The sequence below is a fragment of the Binatus sp. (SeqCode) genome (assembly GCF_036522015.1).
Classification (GTDB): domain Bacteria; phylum Desulfobacterota; class Binatia; order Binatales; family Binataceae; genus Binatus.
The window spans coordinates 1-13,644 of sequence record NZ_DATDGQ010000023.1; the positions used below are offsets into that span (position 1 = coordinate 1).

General features: G+C 62.5%; 11 protein-coding genes. 3 read left to right on the plus strand and 8 right to left on the minus strand.

Annotation, left to right across the window (positions count from 1 at the left end):
• From VIW95_RS00955 to VIW95_RS00980, 6 genes are all read right to left on the minus strand, one after another.
• Positions 1 to 683 (minus strand): CNNM domain-containing protein (locus VIW95_RS00955; RefSeq protein ID WP_331583083.1); only part of this gene is annotated, 683 nt, incomplete at its 3' end.
• 9 nt (positions 684 to 692) lie between these two features.
• Positions 693 to 1,697, minus strand: coding sequence for a thiamine-phosphate kinase (gene thiL / locus VIW95_RS00960; RefSeq protein WP_331583085.1), 1,005 nt, complete (start codon positions 1,695 to 1,697; stop codon positions 693 to 695).
• Complete coding sequence (locus VIW95_RS00965) at positions 1,694 to 3,004, minus strand: HAMP domain-containing sensor histidine kinase (RefSeq protein ID WP_331583087.1); 1,311 nt, start codon at positions 3,002 to 3,004, stop codon at positions 1,694 to 1,696. Before VIW95_RS00965 ends, thiL begins: the two co-directional genes overlap by 4 nt.
• Before the next feature lie 51 nt (positions 3,005 to 3,055).
• Positions 3,056 to 4,255, minus strand: a complete 1,200-nt coding sequence (locus VIW95_RS00970; protein ID WP_331583090.1) for an aspartate aminotransferase family protein — start codon at positions 4,253 to 4,255, stop codon at positions 3,056 to 3,058.
• Entirely contained in the window at positions 4,252 to 5,451 is a 1,200-nt protein-coding gene (locus VIW95_RS00975; protein ID WP_331583092.1) for an acyl-CoA reductase, read from the minus strand. Before VIW95_RS00975 ends, VIW95_RS00970 begins: the two co-directional genes overlap by 4 nt.
• Positions 5,448 to 6,551: a hypothetical protein gene (locus VIW95_RS00980; protein ID WP_331583094.1), complete on the minus strand. Its 1,104-nt coding sequence runs from the start codon at positions 6,549 to 6,551 to the stop codon at positions 5,448 to 5,450. Before VIW95_RS00980 ends, VIW95_RS00975 begins: the two co-directional genes overlap by 4 nt.
• A gap of 331 nt (positions 6,552 to 6,882) precedes the next feature.
• Between VIW95_RS00980 and VIW95_RS00985 the strand changes: the two genes are divergently transcribed.
• The 3 genes from VIW95_RS00985 (at position 6,883) to VIW95_RS00995 (ending at position 9,184) form a co-directional block, all read left to right on the plus strand.
• The gene (locus VIW95_RS00985; protein ID WP_331583096.1) at positions 6,883 to 7,290 is read left to right on the plus strand and encodes a hypothetical protein; all 408 of its coding nucleotides are present in this window, start codon (positions 6,883 to 6,885) and stop codon (positions 7,288 to 7,290) included.
• A gap of 120 nt (positions 7,291 to 7,410) precedes the next feature.
• A complete protein-coding gene (locus VIW95_RS00990) occupies positions 7,411 to 8,319 on the plus strand; it encodes a S1C family serine protease (RefSeq protein ID WP_331583098.1) in 909 nt (302 codons plus the stop codon).
• Between the two features lie 22 nt (positions 8,320 to 8,341).
• The gene (locus tag VIW95_RS00995) at positions 8,342 to 9,184 is read left to right on the plus strand and encodes an isocitrate lyase/PEP mutase family protein (RefSeq protein ID WP_331583100.1); all 843 of its coding nucleotides are present in this window, start codon (positions 8,342 to 8,344) and stop codon (positions 9,182 to 9,184) included.
• A 162-nt stretch (positions 9,185 to 9,346) separates the two neighbouring features.
• Here the strand turns inward: VIW95_RS00995 and ppdK are convergent, their stop codons facing one another.
• Both ppdK and VIW95_RS01005 read right to left on the minus strand, forming a co-directional pair.
• On the minus strand, positions 9,347 to 12,094 hold the full coding sequence (gene ppdK, locus VIW95_RS01000) for a pyruvate, phosphate dikinase (protein ID WP_331583102.1): 2,748 nt from the start codon (positions 12,092 to 12,094) through the stop codon (positions 9,347 to 9,349).
• 51 nt (positions 12,095 to 12,145) lie between these two features.
• Positions 12,146 to 13,444, minus strand: a complete 1,299-nt coding sequence (locus VIW95_RS01005; RefSeq protein ID WP_349259271.1) for a glycine--tRNA ligase — start codon at positions 13,442 to 13,444, stop codon at positions 12,146 to 12,148.
• Between the last annotated feature and the right edge of the window lie 200 nt (positions 13,445 to 13,644).

Consider the following 13,644-nt stretch of genomic DNA (forward strand, 5'->3'; position numbering starts at 1 on the left):
TAAACCGGCACGCGCGAGAAACTTTCGTGCGCGATTTCCGCCACCAGCTGCGCCACCGGCATCTCAATGTCGAGCGAGAAGATTCGATCGCGCGGCGTCATCACCTCGGCCGCGCGCCGCGCACCGAAGTCGAACACCCGATGAATCATTGCGCGCTCGGCGGGTTCAACCTGTCCCTGGTTTTCGCCGAGCCTGAGCAGCGTCTTGAACTCCTCTTCGGACACCGGGCCAGGACTCGGCGCCTGCTCGAGCGGCGCGAAATGCCGCGCAAACGGATGCACCAGGTCGGCGAGCACTGCCAGCGGACGCGCCGTGAGCCAGGCCAGCGCCGACGGAAATCCCAGCGCGAACGTCTTCGGCGTAATGTCGCAGAACATAAGTACCACCGCGAGCATGGCCGGCGCCGCGATGATCGGCCCCCACTTGTCACCGAACCACGCCAACAGAATGATCGTGGCGAGGCAGTCGGCGAATATGTTGCACGCTTCGTTCAGTCCGATGATAACGATCAGCGACTCGAGCGGCCGGCGCATCAGGCGGTCGAGCGCGCGCTGCACGGAGAGGCTCATCTGCTCGCGCGTGTGCTCCAGCCGCGCCATCGAGAACAGCGCGGTCTCGGACGCAGCCAGCGTCGCGCTGAGAACGACGAGGATCAGGACCACCAGGGGCAGGACGGAGATCATCAGTAAAATCTAGCCGCGCGACCGCAGCTGATCCCATCCTCCGTCAATCGGAGCGCCAGCACCAATCACGTCCACGCGCCTGCCCCGAACGATCTTGCCGATTCGCCGCACCCCGACACCCAGGCGACGCGACAGTTCGGATTCCGCGCGCCCGGGCTTCACGCAGAAGATCAGTTCGTAATCCTCGCCGCCGGTGAGCGCATGCACGAGGTCGTCGCCCATCAGCGCGCGATAGGCAGGCGAGATTGGGATTCGCAGCGCATCGATCTCGGCGCCGACGCCGCTTCGCTCGAGGATGTGCCCCAGGTCCTGTATGAGTCCGTCGCTGACGTCGATCGCGGCCGGCGCAGACCGGAGCGCCGCGAGACGTTGCCCGGCATACAGCCGCGCATGTGGACGCAGGAATCGCTCGACGAGATATTTTTCTGCCGCGCGATTTTTTTTCGTATTGCCCCGCGCCTCCAGCTTGCCCGCCAGGATGCGCCAGCCCAGCGCAGCATCGCCGAGCGTGCCGGTCACGAAGATTTCGTCGCCAGGCCGCGCTGCATCGCGCCGCATTACGCCGCGCCCGGCCTCGCCGACCAGCGCAATCGTGATCGACAACTCGCGCGCGCGCGTAACATTGCCACCCACGATATCAGTCGAGGCTTCGCGCGCCGCATCGCGCAGCCCCGAGTAAATTCGCTCGAGCTTCCGCGACGTAATTCCTTCACGCACGCCAAGGTTCACAACGCAGGCCCTCGGACGCCCGCCCATCGCCGCGATGTCGCTCAAGTTGACCGTAAGCGCGCGCGCGCCAAGCGCTTGCGGCGAGCCCCATCGCAAGTCGAAATGAACGTTCTCGACCAGGCTGTCGATCGTGAACAGCACCTGCCCGCGCGGGCGCGAGACAATCGCACAATCGTCGCCAACGCCAAGAATCGTTCGGCGGCTGACACGGATTCCGGCGGTGAGTCGCGCGATCAGTTCGAATTCGCTGGAGAGTTTGCTCGACGCCTCGGAAAGTTTCCTCACGGCATGCGCGCTTTCGTGGGTTGCGCGTCAATCGGGAATTCCACGACCAGTGTCAGTCCCCGCCGGCCGTCCGCGAACCGGGCCCCGGTCCTTCCCCCCACCGCTTCCGCCATCGCGCGCGCGATATACAGTCCGAGTCCGCGCGCCGCGCCGCGATCGCCGTTTCTGTTCGGCCCTTGGAACAGCGCGTCGAGTTGTTCCTGCGAAAGAGTCGGCCCGCTATCGGTGACCTCGATGGCTATTGCATCGTTTCGCTCCCCGGCGCGCAACGAGACTTCGCCGGTCGCCGTCCTTCCAATCGCATACGCGAGCATGTTTCTTACGATCCTCTGAAGATGCCGCCCGTCGAGTTTGCACGTCGGCAACCGCGTGATCTCGACGCGCAGATTCAGCCGCCGGCGCCGTGCCTGCAGCCCGCAATCCTCCGCGACCTCGGCCAGCAGCAGATTCGGATCCAGTTCGACCGGCGCCGCGACGATGTCCGTATCCTGCGCCTCGTAGTAAGCCAGCACATTGCTGACTACCAGGTCCATGTTCCACGCGGTCGATCCGATTCGTCCGAGCAGGTCCGTTCGCTCGTTTGCACTGGTGTCCGCGTCTTCGATCAAGTTGACGTAGCCGCTCAGCGCCGCGACCGGGCTGCGGATATCATGCGCCATCGTCGCGATCTGCGTCTGCCGAAACCGCGCCGCTTCTTCAAGGTCCTCGACCTGTTTCCTGAGACGCCGCCGGTAGCGCTCGATGAAGATCGATGTGTATTGAGCGAAGATGATCGCCGCGACCAGCCCCATCCAGCGGTACATCCTGTATGGCGATTCGATTGGCACAAAGTATTCGCCCGCCCCGTAGCCCAGTACCGCTGTGAGAGCCATCGCAAACTGCCAGCGCGTGCCCCAACTCACGAACGATGCGGTCGCCAGTGGACACAACATGATAGCGATAAAGCGCGACTCGGGATCTCCCGTCTCCCGGCTGATCAGGATCAACGTCGCTATCAGAACCAGGTTGTACAGCAGGATCCAGAGTTTCCAGTGGCGTTTGAACGAGCGGGTCCATGACAGACCGAAGAACAGGCAAGTCGCCGCCAGGATCAACCAGTGCCAGGCAGTGCCCGGCGCATCCCTTCCGAGTACCTGCTGATCGTACGCCAGGTACGCCAGCAGCATGAAGATTCCGAGCGCGCCAGCGAGTTTCAGGACTCGCAGCGATTCCTCGTCATCCTCGGTCCAGCGGAACTCCGAAGTGGCGCGGCCGATCCCCGAATTTGTCAGCCCGGATGAGCCGTTGTATTTGCTGCTCTCCGCCAATCAGGCTCCCATTTTCTTCCAGAGCCGGTCCTCGATCCTTTCATCGTGACTTCAGCTCCGAATTTCATCAAGCGCATTTGTCATTGCGCTCAATGCAAAATCTACTTCGTCCGGCATGATCGTCAGCACCGGCGCAAGCCGCACGACGTTGTCCGCGTTCAGCGTCCAGTTAACGATCACTCCGCGCGCCAGGGTCGCTGCGACAAATCGGTGCGCCAGCGCAGTATCGCGAAACTCGATCCCCACGATCATCCCAAGCCCGCGCACCGCGGCGATTTCCGGCGCGCCTGACGCCAACAGGCGCCGGACGATCTCCTTGCCTATCGTCGCGGCGCGCTCGCATAGACGATCGCGCACGATCACGTTCACACTAGCAAGACCGGCCGCGCACGAAAGCGGATGCCCGCCGAACGTAGTGATGTGCCCGAGCGGCGGATCGTGCGAGAGCGTGCCAAGAACCTCGTTGCGGCTGCATAACGCGCCTAATGGCAGACCGCCGCCAAGTGCCTTGGCAACTACGACAATGTCGGGCACCACGCCGAAGTGCTCCAACGCAAACATCTTGCCGGTGCGGCCGAAGCCAGTCAGGACTTCATCGAAGATGAGCATCGCGCCCGCGCGATCGCATCGCTCACGCAGGGCGCGAATGAATGCTTTCTCCGGAATGCGGACGCCGCCCTCAGCTTGCACCGGCTCAACCACCACCGCCGCAACACTCGAGTCGATTTTATCGATCGCGCCCACGTCGTCGAACGGCAGATGCGTCACCGGCCCGGGCAGCGCGCCGAATGGCTCGCGCATCGCGCGATTTCCGGCCAGCGCGAGCGCGCCCATCGTGTCTCCATGGTACGCGCCGTCGAACGCCACGAATCCCGCGCGTCCGGTAAATTTGCGCGCCACCTTCATCGCGCATTCGATCGCTTCCGCTCCGCTGTTGGTGAAATATACGCGCTCGAGCGGTCGCGGCAGAAGCTCGACCAGCCGCCGCGCCAGCATAACCTGGCTCTCGATCACGTACTCGCCGTACACCATGACGTGCAGATGCCGTCGCGCCTGCGCCGCGATTGCGTCAAGCACTTCGCGATTTCCATGGCCGAGCGCGGACACTCCGATCCCCGCGATGAAATCGAGATAGCGCCGCCCGTCCGACGCGACCAGCCACGAACCCTCGGCGCGCGTTATCTCCAGACCGATCGGTGCGTCCGAAGTCTGCGCCAGGTTCTGGCGGAAGTAGTCGCCCAGTTGCGTCATCGCGATCCCACCATCATGTCGATGAACTCGCCTCCGCCGTGCCGCCAGTCGAGCGGCGGCGATTGCATCTCTCCGGGCGCGCACACGTACGGTATCCCCATCGTCCGCGCTTCAATTTCACAATCGCCGCCGACGACTGCCATCGCTTCGATCCGTGCCGATACAGGCGCGATGCATTCTCGAAACTTCGCGAGATCGCGCACTGCGGAAACATGCACCGTCCTGAACCCTGGCGAGACTTTGAATGAATCCGGTCTCCGCTCGAAAACCACCGTCCATTCAAAACCGCGTCCCTCGAACAGCTCGACCGGCTCGCCCGCAATCGCACGCCAGCGCGCGCGCTCGCGGACTCCGCGTATTTCGGCAGCGTCGCGCAACGGGATACGCGCCGGCGGCATCGATCTCGCGATACGCTCGAGCGCCGCCGACATCCGAATCGCCAGCTCCCGCGCCGCGCTTCCATCGGGACTCACAACAAACACCTGATGCAGCGACAGGCAGCCGAGTTGCTCGAACAACGCGGCATCGCGCGCGAGCATGTCGGCGATCTCGTCGATTCGCGACGGATCGATGCTGTTCAACGCGACCAGCGCGGCGCTCACCCGGCTGCCAAATGCTATTACGTTCGGCCGATGCAGCGACTCGATCGTGGCGTCGTCCCCATACGCGACCACCCGCTCGCAATTCCCAATCAACTCATCGGTAAGGTCGGTGCGCGCACGGCCCCAGTGCACAACCGCGATTCGTGCGCCCGCGTCGCCATCGAGCTCGGCGAGCGTCCGCGCGAACTCCGCGAAGAATACTGGCTCTGCCGACGCGGTCTTGATCCGCACTCTCGCACCCGCGATCAGCCCGATCACGACCTCATGGATTCCCGCGCCCGCAACATTTCCTGCCGCGATAAATCCGACTGTCTTCGGCCTGTCGATCGAGCCGTTGGCCGAGATTCGCGCCGCTATCGATTTCAAGGCGTCATTTGTGAATGGCTTCAGCAGCGCGTCGATAGAATATTCGAGCGTCGCGACGGAGAATCCCGCCGAGTGCGCGATTGCCGCGATCGCATTGCGTCGGCGCGCGCAATTGCGGTCGCGCCAGAGTGCGAACGTCCGCGCCAGAGCGTCGGCCATCCGCTCCGCACTCGGGCCTGCGTCATCTGCTCCCGGCCCGCGCGCGGCGCTTGCCGCGTTCGCGCTCATCGCACCGCCTCCGCTGCTTCAGTCGCCGAGAATTGCCCTATTCCCAGCGCGCAGCCGCGAGCTTCTCCAGCCGCTCGACCGAGCACGCGAACCCGCCCCCGCTCGACCGAGCCAAGGTCTTCCGTCATCACAGCTGACACCGAGCCGACGTTGGCGAGATCGAAAAACGTCAGCAGTCCGACCTCCCCGTCCGCCATCGGCTGCAGCGTGACCGGATTTCGCGCCGTCACGCGCATCCACGGTGGCGGGACTTTGTATCGCTCTTGCGTATTCGATACGCCGGCGCAGTTGAACGCCGTCGCGTCGTAAAGTTGCGAGCACAATTCCGTCATCCCGTATTCGTTGATGACCATCGCAGGCGCGATCGCGAGCGTTTCGCCCGCCCATGCGATCACCTCCGTCGCTTGCATCGGCACCGCCTGCCCTTTCGCGCCGCCGGTGTCCATCATTCGCGAACCCGCCGCGAGCCGAAGTTTGCTCCCGCGACTGCCAAGCTCAGAAAACAGCGCCGCAAAGGCCGCCGTCGTTCCCATGATGCAAACGGGTTCGCACCGCGCCTCGCAGTCGGCCAGAAACGCGATCGCCGCCGCAACATCAACCCGTTCGCGCGACGCTGCCGCCAGATGCGTACCTGAGCCGAACTCCTCGATACTCCAGCTGATCATCGCCGACAGTGACGACTCCGGCATCGCGTCCGCCGTCGGATGCATCGCGAGAATTGCTATTTGCCGAGCGTCGGGGAACAGCATCGTGCGCAGATGAGCGATCGCCGACGCGCGATATATCTCGGGCCGCGCAACAATATGGCGCCCGCGACGCGCGCGCCCCTGCGTGGTACCGCTCGTGAGAAAGACCGCCGCATCAGGCGACCGCGATGCGCCGTCTGTCGCAAGCTCAGCGTACTTGAACGCGACATTGCTGACCGCCGGAACCTCGTCAACGCTCAGCACCGCGCCAGGCAAGACGCCGCGCTCCTCGCAGTAACGCCGGTACGTCGCAATTGTTTCGAATTGATGACGAAAGACGTCCAGAGCGAGCCGTTCGAACGCTCCAGGCTCCGGCCTGTGGATAAACGTTAGGACCTGTTCGTAGATGGACATCGGCTCTTTCGCCAAGGGCTGGGACGGCCACGATCATGGCACCGCGCGGCGCGCTCATTCAATCCTGTCGGTCTCCTAAAGCACCTTTTTGGACGGTAAATCGCAGTGTTTACCTCGCTCTTGAAATGTTCTACACTGCGACCGTTGTTGGGTGGCGGGGATGCCTCGGTGGTGGTCATAAGGACCGGGCAAGCGGGGCTTTCGGCAGTTACAGCGATATTGCTTAAGTGTTGCCGGCCTATTCACCCTAAATTTGGGATGTAACGATTTTGCGACAGATACGTAATTTTGCTAAACAGATTGCCATCGGCGTGGGGAGAAGCATCGCGAAATGAAGAAATTCGCAGCCGGCGTAATGCTGGGTTTTGTGGCTAGCTGGGCAGTTGCTTTTGCGTCGTCCAACGTGAGCCACAATGGCAGTTTCTGGAACCGCCTCAACACCAATGCCAAGGACGGTTACGTCAATGGCTATTCCGACGCGATGCGCGTCAGCGTCGGCAAGCTCGACGTCCTCAATTCCGCCGCCGACCTGTTCCATTGGAAGGGCGCACGCCGCATTATCCACCAGCTCTCGGGTCAGCTCTCGATGGGCGACGTGAGTGCGAACCAGGCCGTCAAGCGGCTCGACGAGTTGTACTCGAATCAGAAGTACAGCGAGCTCGATCTCGGTGAGGCGCTGCAGACGCTTTCGATTCGCGCGAATGAAACCGCGATGCCCGACGCGTCAGTGAAAAAGTGATCTGAACTTTCTCAACTTTTATCTGAGGCGGCCTCGCAAGGGTCGCCTCTTTTTTTTCGCGCACGATCGCGCTTGAAACCACCGGTGCGCGGTCCTAGCCTGATTAGCAGGACAACCATCGTGAACGCACCTCCATTCCTGCTCGACAAAGTTCTGCGCGCCACCGTCGGCGTTCACTCGCACATCCCTTCGACCCACGTCTCGACCGCAATCGGCCTCGGCACTGACCGCCGCGGCACCGGCACCGTCGTCAGCCCCGACGGCCTCATCCTCACGGTTCACTACCTCTTGCTCGGCGCGAAAAACGTGATCGTCACGATGCCCGGCGGCGAGCAGCTCGAGGCGACCATCGTCGGCAAGGATTACAGCACCGGCATCGGTCTGCTGAAGATCGATCGCAAACCGCTCGCGAGCGTCGAGGTCGTGTCGTCGGAGAAATGCGTCGTCGGGCAGGAGGCGTTCACCGTTTCGAGCATGGGCGGCGAGAAGCGAACCGCCGATTGCGGCATCATCACCTACCTCGGCCCGTTCGACGCGGTCTGGGAATTCGTGCTCGACAAATGCGTCTCCGTTACCGCCTCGTCGCTGAACATCGGGATGAGCGGCGGACCGATCTGCAATCTGCAGGCGCAGGTGATCGGCATCAACTACCTGAACTTCGCCGACTTGAGCCGCGCGATTCTTGGCGTCCCCGGCGAGAGCTTCCTCACCGTTCGCGACGAGCTCGTCAAACACGGCCGTCGCACCACCGCCACCCCGCGCGCATGGCTCGGCGTGCTCTCGTACACGCTGCGCGAGCACGTCGTGATCGCGGGCGTGATGCCCGGCGGCCCCGGCGAGAAAGCCGGCCTGCAGCAGGGTGACCTCGTGATTTCGATCGGCGACACCGACGTCAACGATCGGCGCGTGCTCTACGAGGCGCTCCGCAACCATCGCCCCGGCGAGAACGTCAATCTCAAGGTCCTGCGCAACAATCGCGTTTACCAGCTCGACATCCCCGCCATCCGCGCCGAAGATTACTTCGCATAAATAGCTCTAAGGAGCGCCACCGATGAACGAACAAAGATCGCGGCTGCGCGAGTTACTCGCCGGCCCCGAAATGATCGTCGCGCCATTCGTCTTCGATTGCCTGCAGGCAAAACTCGCCGCCACCGCCGGCTTCGACGCCGTCTATATGACCGGGTTCGGCACCGCCGCCGCGCGCGGCTACCCCGATCTCGGCCTGCTAACGATGACCGAGATGGTCGCCAACGCGCGCGCGATTTCGCAGTCGGTAAACGTCCCCATCATCTGCGATGCCGACACTGGCTACGGAAATCCGCTCAACGTATGGCGCACCGTCCGCGAGTACGAAGACGCCGGCGCGTCCGCTCTGCACATCGAGGACCAGGTATTTCCCAAGCGATGCGGTTTCCTCGCCGGCAAGCAGGTCATTGCAATGGAAGCGATGCTGCCGAAGGTGCGCGCCGCCTGCGACGCGCGCCGCGATCGCAATCTCGTCATCATCGCGCGCACCGACGCGCTCGCAGTCAACGGATGGGACGACGTCGAGCGTCGCGCGCATGCCTATCGCGATGCGGGCGCAGACCTGATCTTCGTAGACGGGATCAAAACCCTCGATGACCTGAAGCAATACGCCGGAAAACTCGGCGACCTGCCGCTAATCTACAACGGCGACCTTCTGCCAATCGACGAATTGAAAAAGTACCCGTTCAAAGTAACGATCCACATCGGCACGATGCTGACGATATTTGACGCCATCCGCACCGCAATGACGGACCTGAAACGCACCGGCAAACTAAACATCGGCACCAGCTCAAACGTCTTCGAAGACTTCGTGAAGACGATGGGCATCGCGGACTACCAATCTCTCGAAAAAAAATACACCGAGTAAGAAAACTCCCCCGCTCAATTCTTCCGGTCCCCCTTCCCGCTCGGGATTGGGTTAGGGTTAGGTTGCAGATCATCCTCAGCGCAGCCAAGGAACTCGCGCGACTCTCCGGTCCCCTCTCCAGCATGGAGAGGGGTCAGGGGAGAGGTTCCGATAGCGACACCCCTACACGTCCTTAAATGCGACCTTCTTCTGCGAGGCCTCGATCGCTGCCTGCGCCGCCGCCAGCCGTGCCACCGGAATCCGGTACGGCGAGCACGACACATAATCGAGCCCGAGCCGATGACACAACTTCACGCTCGCCGGATCGCCGCCATGCTCCCCGCAAATCCCGATCTTCAATTTCCGATTCGACTTGCGCCCACGCTCGATCGCGATGCGCATCAATTCGCCGACGCCGACCGGATCGAGCTCCGCGAACGGGTCTTTCTTGTAGACCCCAGTGCGAATGTAGTCGGGCAGAAACTTCCCCGCGTCATCGCGCGAAATCCCGTACGTCATCTGCGTCAGATCGTTTGTGCCGAACGAAAAGAATTCCGCGACCTCCCCGATCTGATCCGCAACCACGCATGCGCGCGGTACTTCGATCATCGTGCCAATCGTGTACGCCACCTTGATGCCGCGTTCCTTGAACACCGCGTCCGCCACTTCGCGAATCTGCGACGCCAGGATGTCGAATTCGCGCCGCTCGCCGATCAGCGGCAGCATGATCTCCGGCATCGCCTTGACCCCCTGCTTGCGCAGCTCGCACGCCGCCTCGATAATCGCGCGCGCCTGCGCCTGGTAAATCTCCGGGAAGCTGATTCCCAGCCGCGACCCGCGATGCCCCAGCATCGGATTCACCTCGAACAAGCTCGCACGCACCTGCTTCAGATGCTCGAGCGTGGTGCCGATCTTCGCCGCCAATTCGCGCAGCTCGTTGTCCGCATGCGGCAGAAATTCGTGCAGTGGCGGATCGAGCAAACGAATCGTGACCGGCAGCCCCGCCATCGCTTTCAGGATTCCGACGAAGTCCTCGCGCTGCATCGGCAGGATCTTTGCCAGCGCGCGACCGCGCTGCTGCGCATTCTCCGCCATGATCATCTCGCGCACCGCCGAGATTCGCTCGGGATCGAAAAACATGTGCTCGGTGCGGCACAGCCCGATTCCTTCGGCGCCAAAGTCGCGCGCGATTTTCGCGTCGTTGGGAGTGTCGGCGTTCGCGCGCACCCCCAGCTTGCGCACCGCGTCCGCCCACGACAGAAACTTTTTGAAGTACGACGGCATCTCGGGTTCGACCGTCGGCACCCGCCCCTCGATCACCTCGCCCGCCGATCCGTCGAGCGTGATGTACTCGCCGCGGCGCACGACCGCGCCGTTGGCCGACAGCGTGCCCGCGCCGTAGTCGATTTCCAGCGCCCACACTCCGGCCACGCACGACTTGCCCATCCCGCGCGCAACCACCGCCGCGTGACTGGTCATCCCGCCGCGCGCGGTGAGGATTCCCTCCGCCACCTGCATCCCCTGGATGTCTTCCGGCGAGGTTTCCACGCGCACCAGGATTACTTTGCGCCCGGCTTCCGCGACTGCGACCGCTTCATCCGCCGAGAACACCACTTCGCCGTTGACCGCGCCCGGCGACGCCGGCAGCCCGCGCGCGATCACGTGCTTTTTGCTCGACGGATCCAGCCGCGGATGCAAAAACTGCTCGAGCTGTTCGGGCTCGACGCGCTTCAGCGCCGTCTTGCGATCGATCAGCTTCTCGTCGGCCATATCGACCGCGATTCGCACCGCGGCCTGCGCCGTCCGTTTGCCGTTGCGCGTCTGCAGCATGAACAAGCGATTGCGCTCGATCGTAAATTCCATGTCCTGCGTATCGCGAAAATGTTTTTCAAGCTGCGCCGCGATTTTCAGGAACTTTTTGTAAACATCGGGGAAGCTTTCCTCGAGCGTCGAGTAATGCGCCGCGCGCTCCGCTTCGCTGACTCCCGCGCGCGCCGCCCACGTGCGCCCCGCCTTCAAGCTGATCTGCCGCCCGGTGCGGATTCCCGCGACGACGTCCTCGCCCTGCGCGTTCGGCAGAAACTCGCCGTAGATTCCCTTCTCGCCCGTGCCGGGATCGCGCGTGAACGCAACGCCGGTGGCGCAATCGTCGCCGAGATTTCCGAACACCATCGATTGCACCGTCACCGCGGTGCCCCAATCACCCGGGATATTGTTGATTTTCCGGTAGGTGATCGCGCGATCGTTGTGCCACGAGTCGAACACCGCGCCAATCGCCATCCACAGTTGCTCGCGCGGGTCCTGCGGGATGTCGCGGCCGACCCGCGATCGAATCAGCGCGCGGAACTCACCGACCAGTTCCTGCAGATCATCGACGTTCAGGTCGGTGTCGTTCTCGACTCCGCGGGTCGCCTTTTTGTGTTCGATAATTTGCTCGAACGGATCGGGATCGTTCTTGTTCTCCGGCTTCAGCTTGAGCACGACGTCGCCGAACATCTGGCAGAATCGCCGGTACGAGTCCCACGCAAAGCGCGGGTTGCCGCTGATTTCCTCGAGCCCCTTTACCGTCTCGTCGGTGAGCCCGAGGTTCAGCACGGTGTCCATCATTCCCGGCATCGAAACGCGCGCGCCCGATCGCACCGAGACCAGCAGCGGATTTTTCGCGTCGCCAAACTTGCGCCCGAGCGCCTTCTCGACCCGCGCGACGCTCTTCGTGACGCCCTCCGTCAGCCCCTTCGGATACTTGTGGCCGTGATCGTAAAAGTAGTTGCAGACCTTCGTCGAAATGGTGAAGCCCGGCGGCACCGGCAGCTTGAGCCGCGCCATCTCGGCCAGGTTCGCTCCCTTACCCCCCAGCAAATTGCGCATCTCGGCGCGTCCTTCCGCCACGCCCGCACCGAAAAAGTAGATCTCAGGATGAATCCGACCCATGTGAAACAGTTTCTCCCGTCCCGCAATTTCGCGGCGACAATTTTCAGATTTTCAGCGCGTCCAGCCGATTCGATCTGTGATCACTTCGACCAATCTCGCAATCGGCACGCGCTCCTGCGTCATCGCGTCACGATCGCGGATCGTCACCGTGTCGTCTTCCATCGTCTGATGATCGATCGTCACGCCGTATGGTGTGCCGACTTCATCCTGTCGCCGATAACGCCGGCCGATCGATCCCGCTTGATCGTAGGCGACCGTGAAATGACGCTTCAGCGCGTCGCGAATCGCGATCGCTTTTTCGGGCTGCCCCGCTTTGCGCAGCAGCGGATAGACCGCAACCTTGATCGGCGCGAGCCGCGGATCAAGCCGCAGCACGATTCGCTCCTCGTTATCGACCACATCTTCATCGTAAGCATCGAGCATGAAACAGAGCATCGCACGATCGACGCCCAGCGCCGGCTCGATCACCCACGGCCGAAAACGCGTCTTGGTGTCCTCATCGAAGTAAGTAAGATCCTTGCCGCTGAACTTCGCGTGCTGATCGAGGTCGAAGCTGCCGCGTTTTGCGATACCCTCAAGCTCGCCCCATCCGAACGGATACAGGAACTCGAGGTCGGTGGTGCCGCTCGAATAGTGCGCCAACTCAGCAGTCGCATGTTCGCGGGCGCGCAGATGCTCGCGCTTGATTCCGAACTTGAGGTGCCAGTTGAACCGGAAATCGACCCAGTAGCGATACCATTTCTCTTCCTCGGCGGCATCGGGACGGACGAAATACTCCATCTCCATCTGCTCGAACTCGCGCGTGCGGTAAATGAAATTCTCGGTTGTAATTTCGTTGCGGAACGATTTGCCCTGCTGCGCCACGCCGAACGGCAGCTTGACCCGCTGCGTATCCACCACGTTCTCGAAGTTCGAGAAAATTCCCTGCGCCGTTTCCGGCCGCAGATAGACCACCGCCGCGGTCTCTTCGACCGGCCCCATGTGCGTCTTGAACATCAGGTTGAAATTGCGCGCCTCCGTAAGCTGACCGCCGCAATTCGGGCACTTGTCGCCCTTGAGATGATCGGCGCGAAACCGATTCTTGCAGTCTTTGCAATCGACCAGCGGGTCGGTGAAATTTTTCAGATGCCCCGACGCTTCCCACGTGCGCGGATGCTGAAAAATCGCCGAGTCCAGCCCCAGCACGTCGCTGCGGTACTGCACCATCTCGCGCCACCACGCTTCCTTGACGTTGCGCTTGAGCTCGACGCCCAGCGGGCCGTAGTCGAACGTGGATCCGAGTCCCCCGTAGATGTCGCTCGTCGGAAAAACAATTCCGCGGCGCTTGCACAGGTTCACCAGTTTTTCCATCGTGACCGCGCGTTTGGTGGCGGGCACTGCGTTTTCCGCGGACAAAAATTCCTCCTGAGTCGCTCTCAGAGCCGGGACTAGCCCAGGCTGATTATCTCGGCGGAAACTTCGCCGCCGTTTCCAATTTCCAGTATCGCGACCGTCCCCGGCACTCCGACCAGGTTGCGCGGCAGCGTGGCGCTGCCCGGATTGACGACCAT